The organism is Abyssisolibacter sp. ZYX002, assembly GCF_056892235.1.
The window spans coordinates 331,153-355,621 of the sequence record NZ_JARMXH010000001.1 but is presented as its reverse complement, the minus strand read 5'-3'; the positions used below and the strand labels follow the sequence as shown (position 1 = coordinate 355,621).

The window sequence follows — 24,469 nt, the reverse complement described above, 5'->3', positions numbered from 1 at the left end:
TTTTTACTTGTTATTATGAAGCAAGGCGAACTTATGCTTAGAAAACAAAAATGGAGTGCCACAATAGTTTAACTAATTGCGGCACTCCATATTAATCTCGTAAGACATATGTTGCACGAATCATATAACTTATATTATCATAATTTCCCCAAAAAAATCAAGTATCTTATTTCATGAACTTTTGATATTCCTTAATTATTATCTCGCCCAACAAATCAGAGTTTAAAAGGCCTCTTTATTCAATAATGACTTTAGGGTTTGGGACACAGTCCCAAGTATTTATAGGGTATGGGAGAGTCCCATCAAGCACTTTGTATGACAAAGTGGAAGCTTGCCCGCAGGAAGACATAGTCTTCCAAGAACAGCGGTTCTGCTTAGATATTGAATAAATATTATACTGGTACTTTTTATTTACCAAAAGAAAGAATTTCTTTGCCTGAATCAGTTAACATAATAAATCTCTTATCTTTTAAATGCTTATATTTGTGTGAAGGTATTTTTTTCTTAGGTATTGTAATTTTCATACCTTCAGTACTCTCTAATACCTCGGCACGAAACTCTACTGCTTTTTTTAAATAATCTACTATATTATTAGATTCAACTTCTTCACCATGTTCATTGAAATGATACTGTAAACTTCTAGCTCTGCTTGGAAACGTACCCTTATGCCATACTCCTTTAAGGTTCTCATCATTATATTCTAGTTTCGCAGACCCCTCTTCTGATTTTACTTGCCCTCCATCTATAATTGTAATAAGTACTTTATATTCTGTTTTAGTTTTAATCATTGGAAAATCAAATGAAAATGTTTTTCCTACTATCGGCAGAACTGAATATGCCAGTGATTTAGAGTCTTTATGTCCAGAAGCCGTAACGGTTACTGTAACAGAATCCAATGGATCTATCCCAATATTGCCAACATGAACATCAATTCCTGTTCCATCATCTCTAGGTGTAATTGTAATTGGAATTCCATTTGGTACACAAATATTTACATCATTGCTACTTTCAATTAACGGAAGTACTTCTGTTTTTACATCAATTGAACTTGAACTTTGTGCAAAAACATTTACTGGTAATACAAAAACTAATAATGCTACTAAGAATAATGTTGTCCACTTTTTAAACATAATATCACTCTCCTTTTATTGTAAATCATGTAATATTATATTTTTTATTGATATTATTGTAAATAGGTCTATACTCCTAATATCCAAAAAAATTCCAGTCTTTGTGGGTCATTTTTAATCCACAAATCTATGTCTTCGAAAAATCTTTTGAACATGTAAATATCTTCTTTTTTTAATATTGACTTCAAACATAGAGCTTTAATGTTATTCCATGTGGTGATGCTAATTTTTTGTGGTCCATAATAATGGTAATTTTCAATTATCTGGTCTAAAAATTCTGATAATAAGTCAAATTCTTCATCTGATAAGTATACAGAATTTCTATTCCAATGAGATTCTGCTTGTACACAAGAATCATATGCAAATTCATATACATCATGTCCTTCCAATTCTTTTAAAGTCATTACTTTCATATCTACCTATCTCCTTTTATTTAACGTTATTAGCTATTTCATTTTCTTATTTATCGTCACTATAACATATTCTAGTATTATTATCAATATTTCCAATCATATATATATATATATTTAGTGTTATAGACTTATTCTACATATATCTTACGCATAAATATACAATTTATTTAATTCCGACCATTTATTGCATCTAAATCTATCCAAGAGATATAATTATTTTGTAGTCACGAAAGGAGGAATGAGTTTGACTAAGAAGAAAATAGGTCGTCCTACTGATAATCCTAAAGACCACTCTATACGAATTAGAATAGACAAAACTACTCTTATGAAACTGGATAAATGTCGTGAATTTGAAGATACTAATCGTTCTGAAATGATTCGTATGAGTATTAGCAAATATTATGATGACCTACAGGATTAATTTAAAAAGTGGCGGTAGCACGGCAGCTCACACACCACTTTTAAATAACCCACTATCAGAAACAGTGGTAAATCTATTATACCCTGTTTCTGGTAGTAATTCAAGAGGGAGGGTTCGAGCCTTATGGAAAAATTTAGTGATAAATTTGATAGTTTTTCTACTGAATTACTTGATTTAGCTTATACTGAATTTACTCAATCTGATTTACAATATAAAGAACTTAAATGCTATTTAGATATCGATCAAGAAAGATATTATAAACTTCTTAACACATATAATGATGAAGATTTGCAATTTATAACTAACTATATTGACAAGCTAATACTCCAATCTTCATGTAGTAATAAATTCATGTATTCTGCTGGATATAAACATTGTATTAGATTGTTACAGGAATTAAGTGTATTGTAATTGCTCTATATAAGGACATCTCTATATCATATATTGTGTGTAGACTGTCCTTTTATATTTTTACTACCAATACTACTCTACAATCTCTTCTCCTTCAACTGCTACATATTCCTCATCTCCATAATTCTTCATCATATCTTGATAGTGCTGTTGATATACCTTGGCATTATCTTCTTCTGGGTTTGATTTGATGCCTGTTTTAACTTCTGATTTACCTTTCTGTGTTTCTTGTTCTTGTTTTGCTTCCTGTTTTTTATCATTATCTTTAAACAGATTCTTCTTCAGATTTTCTATATTCTTTCTTGATATTTCATTCTTGCCTTCTTCGTAAACTTTTCTGATACCTTCTATTTCTTTAGTACCCCTTACCCTACCATTGCTCTGTTTTATACACTTTTTTATTAGATCAACTGGTAATTCGTTTTCTAGTCCTATTCTTACTTCTTTCATTTGTTGTGGTGTTAGATAGGATTGTTTTATTAGAAACTCTACTTGTTCTTTATTTAATCCACTTTCAAACCCTTTCCTTATTTCCCCCATTTGCTCTGGCAATAGTGTTGCTTTTGCATACATCTCTACTTGTGCATTGCTTAGGTTATTTTCTAGCCCCAACCTCACCTCTTTCATCTGCATGTATGTTAGTAATGGCTTGTTTGCATATAATGCTACTTGTAGCTTACTTAATCCATTTTCCATACCTGTCCTTATTTCTTTCATCTGTTTATGATTTAATATATCATGAGCATATAGTTTTACTTGAGATACTGCTAATCCTGATTTCAGTCCTTGCATAATTTCGTTATATTGCATTTTGTTTAGATCATTACATTCTAGTTGTTTTATTTTACTACCATATCTTAATCTTTCTATAAAATCATTTATTACTCCCACTTTATATCACCTCGGCTTCGTCATAGGTCATTTCTTCTATACTATTTTGTGTTGTTTCTAGTTCTTTTATATGTGCTTTTAAATCATCATTAAAATCTTTATTGATAGGTACATGTCTTGATATATCAAATCTATCTCTATATTTCTCTCGTATTAGTTGCGAAAAAAAATGACCCTCTTCATCGTTGTCCAGACAGAGAATCATCTTCTTTATATCTTCATACTTGTTAGTGTAATAATCTATCGGTAGATATGCTGTTCCTCCCATTGATATCATGTGGTAGTTAAAGTCCTTTATATCATACAACTTTGATAATGATATATAACTCATTAAATCTATTGGGCTTTCAAATATGAGTAATGTATCACTTGTTCCTTTTCTATGAAATGGATATGTTTTGTCTGAGTCCCATAAATCTTTTCTGAACTTCTTATACCCTGTACCCCTTTGACTTGCATATTTAGGAATATTATCATCATCATAACCTACGAACACACAGTTTCTTTTTATATCCTCATATAATTGTTTGTTCTTTACAAACTCTTGTACTACTTTACTATCAATTTTTCTATTATTGATAAGATAAGCAAATATATGCTTGTATGTCCCATTCTTTTTAGGTAATACTAATTCTCCTTTTACATCTGCATCTTTTGGAGATGGCTCTATATATGGTAGTTCATCATGTGTTACTCCTAGTAACTCATTCATCGATTCTACCCATGTTTTGTTTTCTAACTGCATCAGAAATTGTATTGGTCCACCTCCTTTTCCTCGTGTAAACCAGTTCCACTTAGTACCATCTGCTTTTATGTATAGACCTCCAAAGTGAGGTATCTTATATGAACGAGGGGATATTTTTATTACGTTATATCCCCTACTCATAGCTAATGATACTATGTTTATACTATTAGCTTGATTAATCTGTTCATCTGTAAATCGCTTCTCTTTATACAAATTATCACCTCTTTTAAAGTTCTAATTCATCGTCATCTTCTTTAAATTCTTCTTTTTCACTCCATTCTTGTTCGTCTTTAATCCTGTGTACATTTATTGGAATTGGGTCATAGCTTGCTAATTTTAGTGTGCTTTTAGGTAATATCTTATCTGATAGCATTGATGTGAATTTATTGCCACCAACTACTATATGATCTAGAAAACTGATACCTATTGGTTTAAACACATCTACTAATCTTTGTGAAATCTCTATATCTTCTCTTGATACTTTTGTTTCGCCAGATGGATGATTGTGAGCCAAAATAAAGCTTGTACAATCATTTGCTAGTGCTTGTTTTAATATCTCTTTAGGATGTATATATGCACAGTTTATAGTTCCTACCGAAAGCACTTTTGTCTCTATGATAAAGTTCTTGCTATCTAAATATGCCACTATTACTCTTTCTTTATTCCTCATATGCGATAGTAAAGCTGTAAAATATTCTCCTGCTACTCTTGCTGTTTCTAGTTTGATACGGTTATCTTCTTGTTTTATACTTAGAAGTTTATACGCAGATATAAACTCGTTTATTGCTTCTAACCTTCCTAATTGAGCTTTTGTTGGATTGACAACTGACGGATGTTGTAGGATATTTAATATCTCATTTTGCTCAGCGTAATCAACCATCTTATTTATTGGAATACCTGTTAGCTTTTTTAGTGACCGAAAGAAATCCACTTTATGATTCATTGGTTTATACATCATATATCACTACTTTCTGGTATATCATTACGACTTGTTTTATCTAACTCTTCTAACTCTTGTATAATGCTTCTAAAACACTTAATCTGCTCTTTTATTTCTTTTCTTAAGTCATATTCTTCAATATTGAATATAAATGCTCTAACTCCATATATGGTTATTACAGTCCTTATTGTTTCTTCTTCATTTTTAGTAAGACTAAAAAATTCTTTCATCTTTTCTATTAGTTCATCTATACTATTCTTCATATCATATCTCTCCTTCCATCATTTTGTTACATCTCTTCTCCTTGGTAATAAGCTTCGCTCTCTTTGATAAATGTATCATTATATACCATATCTTCTACGTTATTGTCTAAATATGATTTAGCTATAGATATATCATTCTTTGAATTATATGGCTTCTTTATCTCCTTTTCTCTTGCCATAATACATAATAAGTCTTCTTCTAATATCTCTTCTTTGTACTTCTCGTCAAATCTAATTCTTTTATCTCCATAGTCTATAAGATGTGCTTCGTATGGTTTATGTCCTTGTTGCTCTATATTTCTTAACCATTGATTTAAAAAACTGTTTAGTTGCTTACTTAACTTAGGCAACCACCTACCATCACTTAAGTAAACCTGTTGCTCGATTCCTAATCCATCTTGCCTATATGTTGCTGCCATTATTGTTTTGTTTTCATGGTTAATAATCAGCTCCATATCTGGGTCTGACATTAAATCACCATTTTGTTTGTAGTAGTGGGTAATGGAGATTCTATCATGTGTTAATCTCTCTATTGATAAATCCATGAAACCCTTAGCTTTAAGTTTGAGATAACTATATCTACCTTCCATAATACCAGTAGCTATTTTATTTAGTTTTTTATAGTTCCTATGAGGTATTGTATTGGATATCTTTTTCTTTTGTTTAGGTATATCAGGTTCATCAACTACACTAGCTTTATCTAAATTCATCTCATCTACTTCATCAGGTATGTTGTATTCTCCTATTTTGTCTTCTAGTTCAGTATCAACATCCATTAATGTATTATCACTTTTGTCAATATCATCATCTTCTATGGCATTATTTATATTAAGAAGTGTTTGTTGTATTTGTGTCTTTTGTACTGGTGGTACATCATTTTTGTATCTTGATACAAAATACTCCCCGTTATTAATTAACCTATCTATACCCTTTGCTACCTTTGACCAAGTTAGTTTAATCTTTCTACCATCATTGATATCAAGACTAATACCTTTTGCATCATGCGAAGTAAAACCTATTGATTGATTCTTATCATCAACCCTAATTAATAGAGTTCCTCCACCTATTCCATATTCGTTTTTTAGGAACTTAACTCTCTCTTTATTACTTGATTCTTTAGCATAGTAATTTACTATCCTTTGCTTACCTTCTACAAATCCACTCCCTTTATTTAATACTTCTTCTATGATTTGATTATCTGATATTTTCTCCAAAGAAAAAGAGCCATCATATGATGACTCCAAATGGGGGCTTGATTTATTTTTTGCTACCTCACTTTGTACACTATCTCGTGTAACACTATTTCCTCTGCTTGTGATTTTATCATTTCCCTGTGTCTGTAACTCTCGTAAAAGTTCTCTGGGTTTGGTATTGGGTCTGTCTTTAACATCTGTTCTTGTAGTAACTCTAGTCTCTTGTGTGCCTCTTCGTTGACTTTGTACATTGTCTCTATCAATGTCCCCTCTGCTCTGAGTAAACTGTATCTGTGTAGGTGTTCCTCTTTGAGATAGTTCATTGCCTTGCTCCCGTATTTGCCTATGTTCAGATTCGGGTTGCTTGATACTTCTAGTATCGGTTCTAGAAATCCCTCTTTGGTCTGTCTGTATTCTAGCTCTATTTTCTCCATAGCTCTGACTCCTTTCTCTATCTATCTCTTTCACCTGTTTTTCAATGTCTCTTAAAATCCCCTCTGAGATATTACTTACTAAACTTCCTAATCGGAATATTAAAGGTTTTGTATTGAAGTAACTTAATACTTTAAAATCAGGTACTTCATCTATATTACATCTCTTCTTTGTCATGTAATATATACTCTCTATAACTGTTGTCCTAAATTTACCTTTTACTTTCTCAATATCAAAGTTAGATAATCTACTATCTTTGATATCCTTATCAAAATCCTTAAATATGTCATTGTTTATCTTTTCTAATTCTAGTAAAGCAACTACTTCTATATACTCACTTATCGTATCAACATTATACTGCTTTTGTAGATTAGATAAAAGTAACTGCTCATTATTTTTGTCTATTTTCCAGTAGACAGGATAACTAAACCTGTTTTCCTGCCTAACTGTTGTATCTTTGATATCAAAGTAGTTTTTAAGTGATGGATAGTTCTTAATGTCATCAAATACTGCTATGGATTTTGCTCCTTTTTTAATCCATCTACCTACCTTTTGATTCCATGTTTTCATATCTGCAACAAATGTAGCATTTGGTCTTTGAGCATATATCAACACAACATCATCAAAGGTATGCTTGTAGACTCTTGTATAGAAATCAAGAAACTTAATCCATTCATTTTTGTTCTTTACTATCTCTGCGAGGGTATAGTTATATATATCTTTGATCTTGTTATATCTTTTCAAAGTATCCCTCCTACATCTCTAAACCTTCCTTCTCCACTTCTTGTTCTGGTACATTTTCATTATCTAATGATTTATAGTACATCTCTAATGCCTTTTCAATAATATCCTTAACTTCATTTTCCTTTTGCTCAGGTTTAAAATATGTCGTGTAGATATTACTCCAATACTTAGGTGGCTTACTCTTCTTTTCCTTTGGCTCACCCTTTATTATTACCTCTGCCTTTTCAAATGTCAGTGGTTCTTTCTTATCAGCTCCACGTAAATTTCTTGCTCTATTCATATCTATCTTAAAATTACCTTCCGTAATGATAGCATGTACAATATCAAGGCTCTCGGGTTTAAGATATGATAAATCTACACCTGCTCTTATTGCTATTTGTCCAGAATCAACTAGGTCTTTTAACGTATCGGGCAACTTAGAAATTCTTAAATATCTTGAAACATTGCGAGGAGATAATCCAAATTCGTTACCAACCTTACTATCTGCAGTTAACTTTTCGCCCAATGGGCGAGAAGTTAAATCTTCAGCATTAATTGGAGATTTTGATAATTGTTCTATTTCTTTTAATAAATCATTTCTTAATCCTTGTTTTTTCATAGCATCATGTCTAACTGCTATAACTGTTGCTCTTTCAGAATGTAACAAGTCTGCAAATGAACGTTGCATTGTATTTGTCTCAGTTACAATCAATAAAGCTTCTTCTTCTGTTAATCCTTCTTTAATAACAGCAGGTATCTCTTTTATATCAAGTTCTTTACACGCTTTTACTCTGTTATGGCCACTTAAAATTTCAAATCTAAGTTTCTGTTTTCTCACTACAATCGGTACTATCACACCAAACTGTCTTATGCTTTCAACCATCTCACTAAGTCTTTCTCCTTCATATGGTTTGAATGGATGATCTTTAAATGGAACTAGATGTGATATCTTTAACTTTGTTTGACTAGTATCATCTTCTGGTTGATTTGAGTCGTAATCTTCCCCGAATATCGCCATAAATGGTTTTACTTTTTTAGGTTTATTTTTTTCCAATGTTCATCATCTCCCCATATACTAATTCATTAGTAAACTTCTCATATGCTATAGCTGCTTTATTTGTTGGCATATATTCTATGACACTCATGCTCCTAGCATTTGCTTCTCCAACTTTCACGGTCTTTGGTATCTTCGTATTAAATACTCTAATGTTTGAGCCATATGATTCTTTTATTACTTTAAGCATATCTTGTGATAGGTTTGTCCTTTCATCAAACATAGTGAGTAATATTCCTTCAAACTCAATCTCCTTGTTAATTCTCTTCTTGATCTTGAACACCGTTCTAAGAAGTAACTCTAACCCCTTTGCCGATAGATACTCTGGTGTTGCTGGGATTAATAAAGTATCACTTGTAGCTAGAACATTCAGTGTCATTAATCCAAGTGATGGCATTGCATCTAGTAGGATATAGTCGTAATCATCTTTGATTTCATCAATGATTGTCTTAAGAATATATTCTCTACTCATTGCAGCTACTAATCTTATTTCAATATCAGATAAAAGTATACTGGCTGGAATTACGTCAATGTTTTCTCTAGTAATGATGTAGCTTTCTTTTGATGGTAAATCCTCTTCCATTATTACACACTCCATGAGATTGTATAGTGTCATCTCAAGTTTTTCTGGACTTACAATTCCAAAACAATCTGTTAAGTTTGCCTGATTATCACAATCCACTACTAATACCTTGTTTCCTTTGTTCTTTAATGCAGTTGCTAGATTCCTACAAGTCGTACTCTTTGCTGTACCTCCTTTTTGGTTAGCGATCGCTATTACCTTTGCCATTCTTTTCTCCTTTCATTATTTGGATTTACCCCTAAATTGGGGTATAATAAAAATAGGGCTAAACTAGTAAACAACATAAATTATTTACTGGTTTAGCCCTATTATATCTGTCGAGTACGACCTGGAAATTCCTAGGTTTTTAGCTATTTCTCGCTGTGTTTTGTCTCCTACGTTTGTTAGTCCATATCTTAACTGAATTATTGTTTTTTCTCTTCCTTTTAATACTTTGCTCATTTTTCTGTATAACTTCTTTATCTGTATTTGTAGATGTACTTTGTCTACTACCTCATCTACATCTGAGCCTAATATATCTATTAATGAAATTTCATTACCTTCTTTGTCTACTCCTATTGGGTCGTGTAATGATACTTCTGACTTTATCTTTTTGTCTGCTCTTATTGTCATTAAAATTTCATTATCTATACATCTTGCAGCATATGTTGCTAATCTACTTCCTTTATTTCTATCAAATGTTGATATGGCTTTGATTAAGCCTATTGTACCTATAGATATCAAATCATCTGTCTCTCTGTTGGTATTGTTGTATTTCTTTACTATATGTGCTACGAGTCGTAAGTTTCTTTGTATCAATATATTTTTAGCTTCTTCATCTCCTTGCTCTAATAGCAAAATATACTTTTCTTCTTCTTCTTTTGTCAATGGTTCTGGAAATGAATTCGCATTAGATATATAGCCTACAAAAAATAAATATGGCTTCAATAATTGCACAAAATTAATAATGAAGCTCAACATAAAACGCACACCTCCATCATATACCCACATACTAATGATATGCTGATATTTGTGAAAATGTGCATGTACTCCCAATCTTTAATCAAAACTACTTGGTCTTTTTTTAAAAACACTATTTCCCTAATAGTTTATTTACATCTTTTATTAAAATAGATATTGTCCCATCTACATTGTTTATGAATTCTATTTTTTCTGAATTTCCTATATAGTCATACGGAAGCTTAATCTCTACTCCTGTGTCTGTAACTATTTTTTGTTTCTTAAATACTTTTTCTTTCTTGTCTTCGCTTATTGTGATGTTTTGATCATCTAAACCTTTATTCTCTAACTCCGCGATGTAGCTTTGCTTTAATTCTTCGTCTCCTTTAAACATCTTGGTCGCAACTTTTTCTATGTTCATAATGTCTTCTTCGTCTATGTTTTCAACCACTATTTTCTTTACTTCCATTATCTTAGATACATCATCGTCATAGTACTTCTTTACAAATTTTTTAGATGTTTTATTTAGTATTGCTATTTTTTCTTTTTCTGTTAATCCTGTATCACATTTAAGAAAATATTTAGATATGTAGTAATCTTTTACTCCGTCGATATCATATTCTTTTTCTTTTAAGTTTATCTGCATGCTTTCTAAATTGATTATAAAAGCTTCGCTGATTTTTTGATTGATGTTTGGTAACGCTGTTTTTTGCTTTATTATTGTGTTCACTTTCTTTTCTCCATCCTGCTCTACATAATGGATGTACGAATCACTATATGCAAGCTTTAAGAAACATAGATACTTTTGCTCTGCTTCTTCCATAAGTACAAATATACAATCTCCAGACGGTATTGATACATTTTGTAACATATAATCATATAGCTTTTTTGCAATCTCTGTTGTAATATCTATAAACGAGTTACTGTCTTCTTTTAACTTTAAACACCAATCAATAATTTCATGACTTTCCTCTGTTATTGTAGCTTCTTTTAGATCTGCATCTACTGTAATTTTTTCTAGATGTGTTAGTATAAATTCTATAATGTCTTCGTTTAACTGTAACTCTATATCTGATAGTATTGGCATACCTGTGTTTGTATCTAATATATGAACTATACTCTTACTTATTATGATAATTACTCCCCCTTTAGTTCATAGCCTTTTTTAGTCTATTTTATCTATTGCTTTAATAACCTCCTCAAATACGCTTCCAGCATATTTTCCACCTGAAGATTTGTTTTCATATAGTACTGTAACTACGTATTTTGGCTCTTCAAATCCATAAAATCCTGAAAACCAAGAGTGGTTTATATTTTTCCCATTTAATGTAGCTTGAGCTGTGCCCGTTTTTCCTCCAGCATTAACGCTAACATATTCTTTTGCTGTTCCATCTGTTATTACTTTTTTAAGCAAGTCTTTTATTATATCTGAGTATCTAGAGTCATAAATTCTAATATCCTTATCTCTAGGTATCTCTTTCGCTACATACCCATCGTCAAGAACTAAAGCTTTAAGTAATGACATATTTTTTTGCATACCATCATTTGCAACTGTTAGCATCATATTTGTGATTTGTAGTGGCGTTACTTCTATATTACCTTGGCCTATTGATATATTTCCTATTGCAGGACCTAATAATTCGTTTTTTACTGGTAGATTACCATTGATTTCTTCTTCTGAAAGTCCTATATTAACTTTCTGTCCAAGTCCAAACCTCTTTGCTGTATCTATTATAACTTTACCGCCAAGTCGCTTGCCTAACTGTATAAATGCACAGTTACAGGAATCACAAAATGCTTCTTCTATATTTATATTTCCATGTCCACCTTCTTTATAGGTGTGACACTTTATGCTTATATTACCTATATCTTGTGAACCATCGCAAGTAAAAATCTCATCAAAGTTTATCACATCATTTTCAAGTGCTGCTAATAAGACTACTATTTTAAACACTGATGCTGGAGGATATCCTACTCGTATACATTTGTTGAAAAAAGCCATTGAATCTTTATTGTTAACTGCTCTTACATTAGTTTGGTCAAAATTTGGTCTGCTCGCCATAGCTAATATATCTCCATTACTTGCATCTGCTACTATTATAGATCCATCCATTTTTCTGTTATCCATTATTTCTTCTACTGCTTTTTGAAACTCTTTGTCTATTGTTAATTGGATTGAGTTAACTATTTTTTCTATTGATTTATTGACTTTCTGGTATCCTAAACCTGGTATCATTCTATTTTTACCATCAACACTAAATCTAATCGTTTGATAAGTCTTGTTTGCAGTTAAAAGTTCATTCTGTGCTTTCTCAAACCCTGAAACTCCAATATTTTCACTTTTTTTTACGTAACCTATAACATGAGATAATAAGTTATTTTTATCATATCTGCTTACTTGTTCTAACATGATTATATTTCTTGGTTTCTCTAAATCTGTTTTTTTATCTATTGGTACTTTTATCATGCTTCCTTTGCTTGAAGCTAATTCTTTTAGTTCATCATCTGACATATTTGATACTGATTTTATATAATCATAGCTTGCTTTATCTCTAAATAATATATCTTTTAACACATAACACACATCATCTTTTACCACATTAGTTAGTGGCTTCATATTTCTATCAAATATATTCCCTCTAGGAGGCTTTACCACTATCTCGCTTATTCTTTGTTTATCTGCCTTAGCTTGATACTCTGCTCCTTTGACTATTTGTATAAAGCCTAATCTTGCTATCAATAATGCAAATGATAAGAATGCTAATGATATAAAGAAAACATATCTACTAGTATCTCTCTTTTTTTCTCTCTTCATAAAAACACCCCCAAAACATATCATAACTTTATTATTATTGACAATATGTTTTGAAGATATAAGTAATCAGTTTATTTATATAATGCTTCTTTTTCTTTTATTATTGATTTAATCTTTGTTACAAGTATATCTACTCCTACTTCGTTGTAGCCACCTTCAGGTATAATAATATCTGCATATTTTTTTGTTGGCTCTATGAATTGCATGTGGCCTGGTCTTACTGTAGTCATATATTGTTCTATAACTGATTCTAGCGTTCTTCCTCTTTGGTTTATATCTCTTATTATTCTTCTAATAATTCTTACATCTGAATCTGTATCTACAAAAACCTTTATATCTAGCATATCTCTTATATCTTTATTTTCTAATATCATAAAACCTTCTATTATTATTATATCTTTTGGATCTATTTTTTCTGTTTCTTCTATCCTATTATGAATTGAAAAATCGTATATTGGTTTCTCAATACTTTTTCCATTTAACAAATCTTTAAGATGACTTATTAGTAAATCATTATCAAACGCAAAAGGATGATCGTAATTAGTCTTACACCTTTCGTCTGGTGTAAGGTCACTCTGGTCTTTATAGTAAGAATCGTGCTCTATGATTGCTATATTCTTTTTAGGTAGTGATTTAAAAATAGACGAAGCTACTGTACTTTTACCAGAGCCTGTACCACCTGTTATTCCTATTAAAATAGGTTTACTCATGTTTATTCCTCCCTTGGTTTTCTTATGATATCATACTTACTTACTGGTCTTGCTACTTTTAATTTGTATATTTGCTGAGCATGTGGTGCCGACTCTATTTCTTTATCGTTTTTGTCCCATAGTTTCTCTATCTTTTGTGTGAACATTTCTTTATTTGGTCCAAAGATTTCAACCCCATCACCTACTAATACTCTATTTCTTTGCTCTACTGTAGCAATTTTTGTTTCTTCGTCATAATCAAGTATTAATCCTACAAAATCATAATTTCTAATATATGAACTTGATGTATATAGTTGATCCTCTCCTGTTGGCTTGCCATAATAAAAGCCTTTTGTAAAGTCTCTATGGCTAACTTTTTTTAGTTCATCGAACCATTCACTATTAAATTTATACGAATCTTGATTTTTCATGTAATTATCTATAACCATCCTGTACGCTCTAACTACAGCAGCTACATAATATACACTTTTCATTCTTCCTTCTATTTTCAGACTTGTTATACCACTCTTGATCATATCGGGTATACTATTAATCATACATAAATCCTTTGAATTAAATATGTAAGTTCCTCTTTCATCTTCATATATTGGATAGTATTCGTTTGGTCTTTGCTCTTCTACTAGATTGTATTTCCATCTACAAGCTTGAGCACATTCACCTTTGTTAGCATCTCTATTTGTCATATAGTTACTAAGAAGACATCTTCCCGAATATGATATACACATAGCTCCGTGAATAAATGCTTCTATTTCTAGCTCTTTTGGTGTGTTTTCATTGATATATTGAATTTCTTCTAATGACAACTCCCTAGCAACTACTATCCTTTTAACTCCTTGTTTATACCAAAAACTCGCTGCTGCATAATTTGTAGCATTCGCCTGTGTACTTAAATGTATTTCCATATCAGGTGCATTTTCTTTAACTATCTCTATAACTCCTGGATCTGATACTATTACAGCATCTACATTTATTTCATCTAGTTGCTTTACATACTCAGGTAAACATGCCAAATCCTCATTATGAGGTATTATGTTAAGTGTAACATATACTTTTTTATCTCTTTTATGAGCAAACTCTACGCCTTCCTTCATTTGATCTATACTAAAGTTTTTGGCTTGTGCTCTAAGTCCAAATATTTGACCTCCTAAATAAACTGCATCTGCTCCATATATTATTGCCATCTTTAATTTATCTAAATTACCTGCTGGAGCTAATAGCTCAACTTTATTATTCATTATTTATCTCCTCTCCTGAGTGTTGTTATTGCAACTCCATCGCCTATAGGTATAATGCAAGATTCAAACTTATCATCATTGCATATATAATCTAAGTAAGTTCTCATCTTACGCACTATAGTTCTTTGTCTTCTAGGTACAAGTTCATCATTTGCTATCATACCTTTATATAACACATTATCTGATACTATAACTCCATCCTTAGTTAAATATTTTAAACAATATGTTAAAAACTCCATGTACCTACTCTTCGCAGCATCTATAAATATGAAATCAAATTTTTCATCTATTTTTGGCAAAATCTCTTCTGCCTCTCCATTGACGATTGTTATCTTGTCTTCGAATCCATTTGCTTTTACATTTATAGTTGCTAACTCAATCATTTCTTGTCTTCTCTCTATTGTTATTATCTTTCCTTCTCTATCCATACAATATGCCATCAAAATAGAAGAATACCCTATCGCAGTTCCTATTTCAAGTATTCTAACTGGTTTTTTTATGCTCATAAGCACCTTTAACATCTGTGCCACTTCGGGATGTATTATTGGTACGTTATGCTCTTTGGCATACTGCTCAAGCTTTTTCAACTCATTATTGTTTTCTGGTATTACCTTTTGAATATAATCTATAACATATTGTTTGTTTATGTATTCCATTAATTTCCCTCACTTTACACATGAATGTTTATCTCTTAATACTTTATTACATTCTGATACAGTCCTCGGGGGTGTCTTTTAGACACCCCCTTTTTTTATTCAAATGTTAATTCTTTTGCTTTGCAGATTTTTTTGCTATTAGAAAATCTTTATAATTATTTGTGAATGTATGTTTACCTTTATCATAATCTGTTAGAACAAAGTATAAATAATCTGTATTATCAGGATTTACTGACGCCACTATAGATTTTAAACCTGGTGATGCTATCGGTCCTATAGGTAATCCATCATTTATATAAGTATTGTATGGAGATTTGATTTTGGTATCTGCTGTACTTAATTTAGGTTTCCTTTCACCTAATGCGTATTGAACTGTAGCACATGAACCTAATCTCATTTTTATTCCCAATCTGTTATAAAATACGCTAGCTACTATTGGTCTTTCTTCATCTGATTTTGTCTCTCTTTCTACAATAGATGCCATCGTTATCAAATCATGTATATTAAAATCTTTGTATAGTTTTTTCCCTTTTATTTCTTTATCATATATTTTCATAAATTCATCTAACATTTTCTCTATAACATCTACTTCAGTAGATTCTGCATAAACTTCATATGTGTTAGGAAATAAGTAGCCTTCTAGCCCTTGTCCTTGAGGTACGTCTTTTAAAAACTCGTATTTATCTTTATACTTGCTAGCATCTGATGCTAACTTTAGGAAATTATCTTTATTAAAATCCTTAAGCACTTTTAGTTTATCTGCTATTTGCCTTATTTCATACCCTTCTGGTATAGTTATCGTCACTGATTCTTTATTTTTACCACCTTTTATTAAAGCAGCCATTAGTTCCTCTACTCCCATGCTTTTATTCAACACATAGGTACCAGCTTTATATTTACTACTAGTTTTCTTGTATCTTGATATTAATACAAAGAATTTTTCATTCTTAATCAAGTCACTCGTTTTTAATATACTAGCAATATTAGCTGTTGAACTTCCATTTGGTATAACTATCTCTACGTCATTCGTATCTGTGCTTGATACTGGCATCATTAGGTAGTCATAATATTTCTTCGCTCCAAAAGCCACAGCTACTACAAATAACAGTAATACAATCAATATTATTTTTTTACTTTTCTTTTTATGTCCTGTCATACCTTCTACGTTTCCCATTATAATTCCTCCTAATACGGTATATATAAATTATATAATTTCACTAAATATAATACAAGCATATTAGTATTATTATTAGTTATTAGTATTTACACATTTACATATTATATCACAAATCAACATGTTATTCTAATACATGTTATAAAAAAACTGTATCAAGATAATTCTTGATACAGTCAATTTTTCTATTATTTGATGTATACATCATTGTAAATAACATTATAAGCACTATTTATCAGCTCTGTTACTTTAGCCTCTGCCTCAAAAAATTCTTTTGTTGTTTTATTACTCATAAGAATATTTTCAAGTTCTTTTATTCTTTTTACAGCACTCTCATCTATTTGCGCACCATCATAGTACTTCTTTTGCATTGATGTCATTTTGTTTCTATAGTCTACTATCATTTTTTTAGATTCTGAGCTTTTAAATGCTTTGTCATGTTTTATCTTATAATTCTTATATTCATCACTTTGTTTTATAGCCATAGCCATCTTTCGAGCTGCATCATTAATATTCAATAGATCCACCTCCGTAAAATAAGCTTACTATACTTCCATAATTATAGGTAATATCATTGGATTTCTCTTTATTTTTTCGTATAAGAAATCTCTTAAAGCATCTTTTATTCTAGTCTTTAATGTTGCCCAATCAGTAATTTTGTTTTTTTCGCATTCTTCTAGTACAGCTTTTACTATACTTCTAGCTTCATCCATTAAGTCTTCTGATTCTCTTACATAAACGAATCCTCTAGAAATTATATCTGGACCTGAAACTACCTTTCCATCTTCTTTTGTTATAGTTACTACAATTACTATTAGGCCATCTTCTGATAAATGTTTTCGATCTCTTAAAACTATGTTTCCTACATCTCCAACACCAAGTCCATCAACTAGTATTTTACCTGCTGTTACGCTAGAGTTAAATCTTCCTTTTTCATTTGTAAACTCCATAACAGCTCCATTTTTAGCGATAAATACGTTCTCTTCATCCATTCCTAATTCTTTAGCTAGCTCTGCATGTCTTTTTAGATGTCTATATTCACCATGTACTGGTATAAAAAACTTAGGCTTTATTAGGCTGTGTATAAGTTTTAGCTCTTCTTGGCAAGCATGGCCAGATACATGCACATCTGCCAACGCTTCGTATATAACATCTACTCCTTTTTTAAATAGCTGGTTTATAACCTTTGAAACGCCTTTTTCATTGCCTGGTATAGGAGTAGCTGATATAATTACTAAATCTCCTGGAAGCAATGTCATTTTTCTATGATCTGATGAAGCTAATCTTGAAAGTGCTGACATAGGCTCTCCTTGAGTTCCTGTTGTTATTACAACTATCTTATCTGTAGGATATTTGTTCATATCTCTAATGTCTATCAATGTACCTTCTGGGATATCTAAGTATCCAAGCTCCATAGCTACCTTAGCTACATTAACCATACTTCGTCCCGATACAACTATTTTCCTATCAAACATAACTGCTGCATCTACTATCTGTTGGATTCTGTGTATATTTGATGCAAAAGTTGCTACTATAATTCTATGCTCTGCAGACATAAATATATTCTTAAAAGTTGTTCCAACCGTTCTCTCTGACATTGTATAACCTTTTCGTTCTACATTAGTACTATCAGCCATAAGCACTAGTACACCTTGTTTACCGAGCTCAGCAAACTTGTGCAGGTTAATAGCATCACCTTTTATAGGTGTATAGTCTATCTTAAAATCGCCTGTATGTACGATTAATCCTTCTGGTGTATGGATTGCAAGCGCTACTGAATCTGGAATACTATGAGTTGTTTTGATAAACTCTATATCAAAACAACCTAAATTTATAGTTTGATCAGGTTTCACTATATTAAGCTTAGGATTCTTTATACCACGCTCTTTTAGTTTGTATTCAACTAATCCCAATGTCAATTTTGTCCCATAGATTGGTATATCCATCTTTTGCAATACATATGGTAATGCTCCAATATGATCCTCATGCCCATGAGTCAAAACTATTCCTCTGATTTTTTCTTGATTTTTTTCTAGATATGATGAATCTGGTATAACAACATCAATACCTAGCATTTCTTCTTCTGGAAAACTCATACCACAATCTATAACAATTATATCATTTTTGTATTCAATTACAGTCATATTTTTTCCAACTTCACATAGTCCACCTAACGGTATTATTTTTAGTTTTGGTGCTTTTTTTGCCACCGTATCACACTCCTTCTGTATTTCACTATATTTAATATTATATAATCAACCAATTTGTACTCTTACAATATTGGTTTAAGTAAATATATTTCATGTGTATTATTAGATACTACTATTTTATCCATAAAGAACATTTATCATAAATATTTTTCTACTTATAAATATGATACGAAATCCCTGTTAATTTTGCTATCCCAAAAAAATAAATCCCTCTAGGGACTTATTTCTTACATGATTTGCAATATCCATAAAACTTTAAAATATGGTCTACAATCTTAAATTCGCCACTTTTTTCTATCTCTTCTTCTAGATTTTCTAGTAAATCTAATTCTACTTCTGTTACTTTTCCGCATTCTAGACATATTAAATGATGGTGATGATGACCTTCATCTTTTCCTTGATTAAGCTCATATCTGCTACAACCATCATCAAAATTCACTTTGTATAATACGTCTAAATCTTCTAGTAATTGTAACGTTCTATATACTGTTGCTATTCCTATTTCAGGATGTTTGTCTCTTACTTTATCATATATTTCCTCTGGACTTAAATGAGCATGCTCATTATCCAAAAAAACATTATAAATAACTTTCCTTTGGTTAGTCAATTTATAACCATTCTCTTTCAAAATATCAGACAAATTATAAATGTCCTTATCATTCATATAATCACCTACTCATATTTATAGTCTATATCTATAATATGGAAAAGTCAATAAAATATTATCTACTCTTCAGACTCAAAGTATAAATCTCTTACGTCCATAAACTCCTGCTCATCCTCTATAACTACTAAAACTTTCTCTTTGTTTTCGTCTAGCTCCATCCTCAATAGTAATGCCTCTTCTTCATCGTCGCCTTCTATCGGTTTTAGTATAGCGTAATCCTTATCGTCAACTTTAAATACATCTAATATTTCAAATTCATGTTGTTTTCCTTGTTCATCTACAAATGTATGTATTTGTCTTTCTTCGCTCATTATAATCCTCCTATATTAGCTTTTAAAGCTAATTTATAAACTATTTCGCATCCTATCAAGATATGTTTGTAGTATAAATGTAGCTGCTACTTTGTCTACTACCTTTTTTCTCTTTGCTCTGCTCATATCTGCACTTATCATAGCTCTATGCGCTGATACTGTTGACAATCTCTCATCTTGAAAGTCGATATTGAGTGAGCATTTCTTTCTTAATTTCTCTACAAACAACTGGACTTTTTCTCCTTGTGGCCCTATTGTATTGTTCATGTTTTTAGGTAGACCTACAACAATACTCTCTACTTGATACTCCTTTATTATAGCCAATAATTGCTCTAAATCATACTTTAAATTTTTTCTTCTTATAGTTGTTACTCCTTGAGCAGTTAATCCAAGCAAGTCACTCACTGCCACTCCTATAGTCTTATCTCCAACATCTAAACCTATTATTCTCTTCATAAATTATACAACCTTTATACAAAATTGTGGACAGTGTTTAGAGCAATAACCACAGAACACACATTTATCTTTCACCGGAACTGCTTTGTTATTTTCTAATCTTATACCACCATGTTGACATACTTTAACGCAAGTGCCACATCCTTCGCACCAGTCATCAATATGTAGCCTTCTCTTTTTATTTATTAATTTTCTCTTTAGTTCATCTTCTATATAACCTTTCTCTATAAACGAAACATTTGCAGTTATCTCATCAATAGACTGCATACCTATAGCAAAAGAATGTATCTCTTTAACGCTTGTTATAAACCTTAAAGAATCTTCTACACTTCTGATTAAATGACCTCCACCTAAAGGTTTCATAGCGTATATGCCTTTTCCTAACTGCTTAGATTCTTTTATCGCATCAAGCATATCGTTTGCACTTCCATCTTGTATACCTATACCATCAATATTTAATATAGGATGAACTATATCAAGCTCTTTATATTTGTTAAATGCTCTTACACCTTCAACTCTATGCGTAGATATGCCTATAGCTCTAATTATGCCCATTTCTTTAGCCTTTAAAAAGAATTCTATAGCTTCATAGTGTCCTCTTATCGTATGCTCACTTTCTTGTTCATGCAATAAAAATATATCTATATAATCTGTGTTCATCTCTTTCAAAGCCTTATCCAAACTCTTACTGGCTGTTTCTTTTGAATATGAATAAGATTTTGTTGCAATAACATACTCTTGTCTATTTATATGCTTTAGAAATTCCTTTATATGACCATAATTCTCATAAAGCTCTGCTGTATCAATAAAATTTATCCCTTTATCATAAGCATCTCTAATTAAAGCTGCTCCATCCTTGTAGCTCAAGTTTGCTTGAAGCGGGCTAATCGTTAATGAACCAAAGCACATCTTAGATACTTCTATATTAGAAGCACCTAAAGCTTCATATTTCATGTTACCACTTCCTGTTTTGACTATTTATTGTTCTTTATATAACTTTTTATAAGTTCTTCTAATAATTCGTCTCTCTCTAATTTTCTAATTAGGCTTCTTGCATCCTCATGACTTGTAATATATGTCGGATCTCCTGAAAGTATATAACCTACTATTTGGTATACTGGGTTATATCCCTTCTCGTCTAATGCACTAAATACTTTTAGTATTATATCTCTAGCCTTATTTTTCGTCTCATCTGGTACATCGAACTTCATAGTATTACTCATATTCTCATTCATATATCTCACCTCTTTTTAATTATTTTCCGAGAAGAAAAATTTTCTGGTGCTACCTTAAAGTAGCTACCAGATTTATTTCTTTTTTTCTTTCATCCTTAAATCTATTTTACACTATTTCTAACTAGATTTTCAACTAATCCTAATGCATCTTTTACTTTTGATGGATCCTTTCCTCCTGCAGTAGCCATATCTGGTCTACCGCCACCACCTCCACCAGTAGCTTTTGCAACCTCTCTTATTATATTACCTGCATGTATACCTTTTTTTGTAAGAGGTTTAGTAGCAGATGCTACAAAGTTTACTTTATCATTTTTCACTGTACCCAATACTACTAAAACATCTGAATTCATTTTATTCTTTATTTCATCACATAGATTTCTCATATCATTTACTTCTAATCCATCAACTTGGCTTACAACTAAACTAAAATCATCTACTGTAATAACATTTTTCAGCAGATCATCTACTTTTGAAACAGCCATCTTTGCCATTAATGATTCTATCTTTTTACTTAAATTTTTATTTTCTTCTAGTGTACTCTTAATTTTATCTATCATACTATTTGTATTACATTTGAGCATACTAGCTATATCTTTAATATGATTATAAGTATCATTAATATTTTTAAACGCCGCTTCTCCAGTTATAGCTTCTATTCTTCTAACTCCTGAAGCTATACCTCCTTCACTTACTATCTTGAATATTTGAACTTTGCTTGTATTGTCTAAATGAGTTCCACCACAAAGTTCTATGCTATAATCTCCCATTTTAACTATTCTAACTTTATCACCATATTTTTCATCAAACAGGGCTATTGCTCCCATTTTTCTTGCATCTTCAATGCTTCCTGTTAGTACATTTATATCTAAACCTTCTAATATTTTATCATTCACTTTCTGCTCAATGTCTGCTAATTCTTCTTTAGTCACTGCCTGAAAATGAGTGAAGTCAAATCTCAACTTTTCATCGTCTACTAGCGAACCTGCTTGATTTACATGTTCACCAAGTACATCTTTTAATGCTCTTTGCAATAAATGTGTAGCAGTATGGTTTCTAGCAGAATTCATTCTCTTTTTTCTATCTACTTCAACAGTTATATCGTTATTTACATTTATAGTTCCTTCTTCTACCTTAACTGAATGAAGAATTTTATTTCCATCTATTTTCTTAATACTCTTAAGCTTAGCTCTAAAGTCATTAGAATATAAACTACCTGTATCAGACATTTGTCCTCCACCTTCTGGATACAATGCTGTCTTATCTAGTATTATAATACCCTCTTCTCCTTTTGTTAAACTATCAACACCTTTATTATCTTTAAGTATATATATAACCTTAGCTATATTCTTATATTTATCATAGCCAACAAATTCACTAACTACATCATCTGATATATTAGCCTCGGTTTTTACTGACCAGCTCTCAAAATCTCCATCTGATCTAGCGTTTCTAGCTCTAACTCTTTGTTTTTTCATTTCACTGTTGAAGCCTTCTTGATCAACTGTGTATCCTTCTTCTTCTAATATCTCTATTGTTAAATCAAGTGGAAAACCATAAGTATCATAAAGTTTGAATGCTTTAGCACCTGTTAATACTTTCTGTCCATTACTAGACATCTCCTTTAAATACTCCTTAAGTATATTTATTCCTTGGTCTATAGTTTCTTGAAATTTTTGTTCTTCAACTTGTATAACTTTTTTAATTTGGGCCTTTTTATCAATTAGGTTGTAGTAGTATTCTCCCCAATTATCTATTATTAAATTAGTCATATCACTCAAAAATTCACCTTGTAAACCTAAGAGTTTCCCATGTCTAGCCGCTCTTCTTATAAGCCTTCTTAATACATACCCTCTTCCTTCGTTGCTAGGAATAACTCCATCTGATACTAAGAAAGTCATTGCTCTTAGATGATCAGTTATTACTCTCATTGACACATCTTGTTTGTCATCTTCACCGTATTTTTTGCCGCTGATTTGCTCTATTTTCTCTATTATTAAACTTATAGGCTTGATTTCAAATATGTTCTTTGCCTCGTTTACTGTTAACACAAGCCTCTCCAATCCCATACCCGTATCTATATTAGGCTTTGCTAAAAGACTGTAGTTTCCTTCTTCATCTTTATCATATTGAGTGAAAACTAGATTCCAAACCTCTACAAATCTATCACACTCACACCCTGGTTTACAGTTTTCATCACCACAACCATACTGCTCACCTCTGTCAATGTAAATCTCTGAACATGGACCACAAGGACCAAGTCCGTGCTCCCAAAAGTTATCCTCTTTGCCAAGTCTGACTATTCTTTCAGGTGACAAACCTACTGAATTTTCCCATATCTCAGCAGCTTCATCGTCATCTAGATATACACTAACCCAAATTATATCTTCAGGTACCTCTATAACTTTAGTCATAAACTCCCATGCCCAAGGGATAATTTCCTTTTTAAAATAATCTCCAAAAGAAAAGTTCCCTAACATCTCAAAAAAAGTACCATGTCTATCAGTTTTACCTACATTATCTATATCACTTGTTCTAATACATTTTTGACATGTCGCCATTCTTTTGCTTGGTGGCTTTACTGTCCCAAGAAAATATGGTTTGAACGGTGCCATACCAGAATTGATTAGTAGCAAACTCTTGTCATTTTTAGGTACAAGAGAAGAACTTTCCGAGATGAAATGGTCTTTTTCTTTAAAGAAATCAAGAAATACTTTTCTAGCCTCATTTAAATCTAATTTTTTCATTACTATCACACTCCTTATATATATAATTCAAATTATTTCGTAAAATAAAAAAACTCCTCCCTATAAAGGGACGGAGATTAACCGCGGTACCACCCTAGTTACTAATAATAGCCACTCT

The 24,469-nt window shown here is 31.3% G+C and carries 26 protein-coding genes and 1 other annotated feature (1 of these 27 cut by a window edge); of the genes, 2 read left to right on the top strand and 24 right to left on the bottom strand.

What is annotated here, in order from left to right:
- Nucleotides 1-407 precede the first annotated feature (407 nt).
- Both P3X86_RS01670 and P3X86_RS01665 read right to left on the bottom strand, forming a co-directional pair.
- Nucleotides 408-1,130 (bottom strand): hypothetical protein, encoded by a 723-nt coding sequence (locus P3X86_RS01670; RefSeq protein WP_483290887.1) that lies wholly within the window; start codon nt 1,128-1,130, stop codon nt 408-410.
- A gap of 68 nt (nt 1,131-1,198) precedes the next feature.
- Nucleotides 1,199-1,543 carry a hypothetical protein gene (locus P3X86_RS01665; RefSeq protein ID WP_483290886.1) on the bottom strand — a complete coding sequence of 115 codons (345 nt, stop codon included), beginning with the start codon at nt 1,541-1,543 and terminating at the stop codon, nt 1,199-1,201.
- 244 nt (nt 1,544-1,787) lie between these two features.
- Here P3X86_RS01665 and P3X86_RS01660 point away from each other — a divergent pair, with 244 nt between their 5' ends.
- Nucleotides 1,788-1,964, top strand: a complete 177-nt coding sequence (locus P3X86_RS01660; RefSeq protein ID WP_483290885.1) for a CopG family transcriptional regulator — start codon at nt 1,788-1,790, stop codon at nt 1,962-1,964.
- Between the two features lie 123 nt (nt 1,965-2,087).
- Nucleotides 2,088-2,375 (top strand): hypothetical protein, encoded by a 288-nt coding sequence (locus tag P3X86_RS01655; RefSeq protein ID WP_483290884.1) that lies wholly within the window; start codon nt 2,088-2,090, stop codon nt 2,373-2,375.
- A 72-nt stretch (nt 2,376-2,447) separates the two neighbouring features.
- Here the strand turns inward: P3X86_RS01655 and P3X86_RS01650 are convergent, their stop codons facing one another.
- The 22 genes from P3X86_RS01650 to alaS all read right to left on the bottom strand — a co-directional run bounded on the left by P3X86_RS01650 (nt 2,448) and on the right by alaS (nt 24,351).
- Entirely contained in the window at nt 2,448-3,266 is an 819-nt protein-coding gene (locus tag P3X86_RS01650) for a hypothetical protein (protein ID WP_483290883.1), read from the bottom strand.
- Nucleotide 3,267: 1 nt separating this feature from the next.
- Nucleotides 3,268-4,224, bottom strand: a complete 957-nt coding sequence (locus tag P3X86_RS01645; RefSeq protein ID WP_483290882.1) for a DUF3991 domain-containing protein — start codon at nt 4,222-4,224, stop codon at nt 3,268-3,270.
- 13 nt (nt 4,225-4,237) lie between these two features.
- Nucleotides 4,238-4,969 carry a JAB domain-containing protein gene (locus P3X86_RS01640; RefSeq protein WP_483290881.1) on the bottom strand — a complete coding sequence of 244 codons (732 nt, stop codon included), beginning with the start codon at nt 4,967-4,969 and terminating at the stop codon, nt 4,238-4,240.
- Complete coding sequence (locus P3X86_RS01635) at nt 4,966-5,214, bottom strand: hypothetical protein (protein WP_483290880.1); 249 nt, start codon at nt 5,212-5,214, stop codon at nt 4,966-4,968. The genes P3X86_RS01640 and P3X86_RS01635 overlap by 4 nt, the downstream gene beginning before the upstream one ends.
- Nucleotides 5,215-5,240: 26 nt before the next feature.
- A complete protein-coding gene (locus tag P3X86_RS01630) occupies nt 5,241-7,583 on the bottom strand; it encodes a DUF6908 domain-containing protein (RefSeq protein WP_483290879.1) in 2,343 nt (780 codons plus the stop codon).
- Between the two features lie 10 nt (nt 7,584-7,593).
- Nucleotides 7,594-8,616 carry a ParB N-terminal domain-containing protein gene (locus P3X86_RS01625; RefSeq protein WP_483290878.1) on the bottom strand — a complete coding sequence of 341 codons (1,023 nt, stop codon included), beginning with the start codon at nt 8,614-8,616 and terminating at the stop codon, nt 7,594-7,596.
- Nucleotides 8,603-9,406: a ParA family protein gene (locus tag P3X86_RS01620; protein ID WP_483290877.1), complete on the bottom strand. Its 804-nt coding sequence runs from the start codon at nt 9,404-9,406 to the stop codon at nt 8,603-8,605. The genes P3X86_RS01625 and P3X86_RS01620 overlap by 14 nt, the downstream gene beginning before the upstream one ends.
- Nucleotides 9,407-9,490: 84 nt before the next feature.
- The gene (gene sigK, locus P3X86_RS01615; protein ID WP_483290876.1) at nt 9,491-10,159 is read right to left on the bottom strand and encodes an RNA polymerase sporulation sigma factor SigK; all 669 of its coding nucleotides are present in this window, start codon (nt 10,157-10,159) and stop codon (nt 9,491-9,493) included.
- 112 nt (nt 10,160-10,271) lie between these two features.
- Nucleotides 10,272-11,246, bottom strand: a complete 975-nt coding sequence (locus P3X86_RS01610) for a nucleoid-associated protein (protein WP_483291724.1) — start codon at nt 11,244-11,246, stop codon at nt 10,272-10,274.
- A gap of 57 nt (nt 11,247-11,303) precedes the next feature.
- Complete coding sequence (locus P3X86_RS01605) at nt 11,304-12,953, bottom strand: peptidoglycan D,D-transpeptidase FtsI family protein (RefSeq protein ID WP_483290875.1); 1,650 nt, start codon at nt 12,951-12,953, stop codon at nt 11,304-11,306.
- A gap of 71 nt (nt 12,954-13,024) precedes the next feature.
- A complete protein-coding gene (gene udk / locus P3X86_RS01600) occupies nt 13,025-13,663 on the bottom strand; it encodes a uridine kinase (RefSeq protein ID WP_483290874.1) in 639 nt (212 codons plus the stop codon).
- Between the two features lie 2 nt (nt 13,664-13,665).
- Entirely contained in the window at nt 13,666-14,898 is a 1,233-nt protein-coding gene (locus P3X86_RS01595; protein ID WP_483290873.1) for a peptidase U32 family protein, read from the bottom strand.
- Nucleotides 14,898-15,554, bottom strand: coding sequence for an O-methyltransferase (locus P3X86_RS01590; RefSeq protein ID WP_483290872.1), 657 nt, complete (start codon nt 15,552-15,554; stop codon nt 14,898-14,900). Before P3X86_RS01590 ends, P3X86_RS01595 begins: the two co-directional genes overlap by 1 nt.
- A 106-nt stretch (nt 15,555-15,660) precedes the next feature.
- A complete protein-coding gene (gene mltG, locus P3X86_RS01585) occupies nt 15,661-16,728 on the bottom strand; it encodes an endolytic transglycosylase MltG (RefSeq protein ID WP_483290871.1) in 1,068 nt (355 codons plus the stop codon).
- A 188-nt stretch (nt 16,729-16,916) separates the two neighbouring features.
- Nucleotides 16,917-17,246, bottom strand: coding sequence for a YlbF/YmcA family competence regulator (locus P3X86_RS01580; RefSeq protein ID WP_483290870.1), 330 nt, complete (start codon nt 17,244-17,246; stop codon nt 16,917-16,919).
- Between the two features lie 27 nt (nt 17,247-17,273).
- Nucleotides 17,274-18,938, bottom strand: coding sequence for a ribonuclease J (locus tag P3X86_RS01575; RefSeq protein ID WP_483290869.1), 1,665 nt, complete (start codon nt 18,936-18,938; stop codon nt 17,274-17,276).
- Between the two features lie 220 nt (nt 18,939-19,158).
- Nucleotides 19,159-19,602, bottom strand: coding sequence for a Fur family transcriptional regulator (locus P3X86_RS01570; RefSeq protein ID WP_483290868.1), 444 nt, complete (start codon nt 19,600-19,602; stop codon nt 19,159-19,161).
- Between the two features lie 62 nt (nt 19,603-19,664).
- Nucleotides 19,665-19,916 carry a DUF1292 domain-containing protein gene (locus tag P3X86_RS01565; RefSeq protein WP_483290867.1) on the bottom strand — a complete coding sequence of 84 codons (252 nt, stop codon included), beginning with the start codon at nt 19,914-19,916 and terminating at the stop codon, nt 19,665-19,667.
- 33 nt (nt 19,917-19,949) lie between these two features.
- Nucleotides 19,950-20,372: a Holliday junction resolvase RuvX gene (gene ruvX, locus P3X86_RS01560; RefSeq protein WP_483290866.1), complete on the bottom strand. Its 423-nt coding sequence runs from the start codon at nt 20,370-20,372 to the stop codon at nt 19,950-19,952.
- Nucleotides 20,373-20,375: 3 nt separating this feature from the next.
- On the bottom strand, nt 20,376-21,326 hold the full coding sequence (locus tag P3X86_RS01555; protein ID WP_483290865.1) for an aldo/keto reductase: 951 nt from the start codon (nt 21,324-21,326) through the stop codon (nt 20,376-20,378).
- A gap of 20 nt (nt 21,327-21,346) precedes the next feature.
- A complete protein-coding gene (locus P3X86_RS01550) occupies nt 21,347-21,607 on the bottom strand; it encodes an IreB family regulatory phosphoprotein (protein ID WP_483290864.1) in 261 nt (86 codons plus the stop codon).
- A gap of 101 nt (nt 21,608-21,708) precedes the next feature.
- Nucleotides 21,709-24,351, bottom strand: a complete 2,643-nt coding sequence (gene alaS / locus P3X86_RS01545; protein WP_483290863.1) for an alanine--tRNA ligase — start codon at nt 24,349-24,351, stop codon at nt 21,709-21,711.
- A gap of 63 nt (nt 24,352-24,414) precedes the next feature.
- Nucleotides 24,415-24,469, bottom strand: a binding site (T-box leader) (it continues 153 nt past the right edge of the window).

Coding starts and splice junctions, on each gene's coding strand:
- P3X86_RS01670 (WP_483290887.1), bottom strand. CDS start 1,130: ATGTTTAAAAAGTGGACAACATTATTCTTAGTAGCATTATTAGTTTTT.
- P3X86_RS01665 (WP_483290886.1), bottom strand. CDS start 1,543: ATGAAAGTAATGACTTTAAAAGAATTGGAAGGACATGATGTATATGAA.
- P3X86_RS01655 (WP_483290884.1), top strand. CDS start 2,088: ATGGAAAAATTTAGTGATAAATTTGATAGTTTTTCTACTGAATTACTT.
- P3X86_RS01640 (WP_483290881.1), bottom strand. CDS start 4,969: ATGATGTATAAACCAATGAATCATAAAGTGGATTTCTTTCGGTCACTA.
- P3X86_RS01635 (WP_483290880.1), bottom strand. CDS start 5,214: ATGAAGAATAGTATAGATGAACTAATAGAAAAGATGAAAGAATTTTTT.
- P3X86_RS01620 (WP_483290877.1), bottom strand. CDS start 9,406: ATGGCAAAGGTAATAGCGATCGCTAACCAAAAAGGAGGTACAGCAAAG.
- sigK (WP_483290876.1), bottom strand. CDS start 10,159: ATGTTGAGCTTCATTATTAATTTTGTGCAATTATTGAAGCCATATTTA.
- P3X86_RS01605 (WP_483290875.1), bottom strand. CDS start 12,953: ATGAAGAGAGAAAAAAAGAGAGATACTAGTAGATATGTTTTCTTTATA.
- udk (WP_483290874.1), bottom strand. CDS start 13,663: ATGAGTAAACCTATTTTAATAGGAATAACAGGTGGTACAGGCTCTGGT.
- P3X86_RS01595 (WP_483290873.1), bottom strand. CDS start 14,898: ATGAATAATAAAGTTGAGCTATTAGCTCCAGCAGGTAATTTAGATAAA.
- P3X86_RS01590 (WP_483290872.1), bottom strand. CDS start 15,554: ATGGAATACATAAACAAACAATATGTTATAGATTATATTCAAAAGGTA.
- mltG (WP_483290871.1), bottom strand. CDS start 16,728: ATGGGAAACGTAGAAGGTATGACAGGACATAAAAAGAAAAGTAAAAAA.
- P3X86_RS01570 (WP_483290868.1), bottom strand. CDS start 19,602: ATGAATGATAAGGACATTTATAATTTGTCTGATATTTTGAAAGAGAAT.
- P3X86_RS01565 (WP_483290867.1), bottom strand. CDS start 19,916: ATGAGCGAAGAAAGACAAATACATACATTTGTAGATGAACAAGGAAAA.
- ruvX (WP_483290866.1), bottom strand. CDS start 20,372: ATGAAGAGAATAATAGGTTTAGATGTTGGAGATAAGACTATAGGAGTG.
- P3X86_RS01555 (WP_483290865.1), bottom strand. CDS start 21,326: ATGAAATATGAAGCTTTAGGTGCTTCTAATATAGAAGTATCTAAGATG.
- P3X86_RS01550 (WP_483290864.1), bottom strand. CDS start 21,607: ATGAATGAGAATATGAGTAATACTATGAAGTTCGATGTACCAGATGAG.
- alaS (WP_483290863.1), bottom strand. CDS start 24,351: ATGAAAAAATTAGATTTAAATGAGGCTAGAAAAGTATTTCTTGATTTC.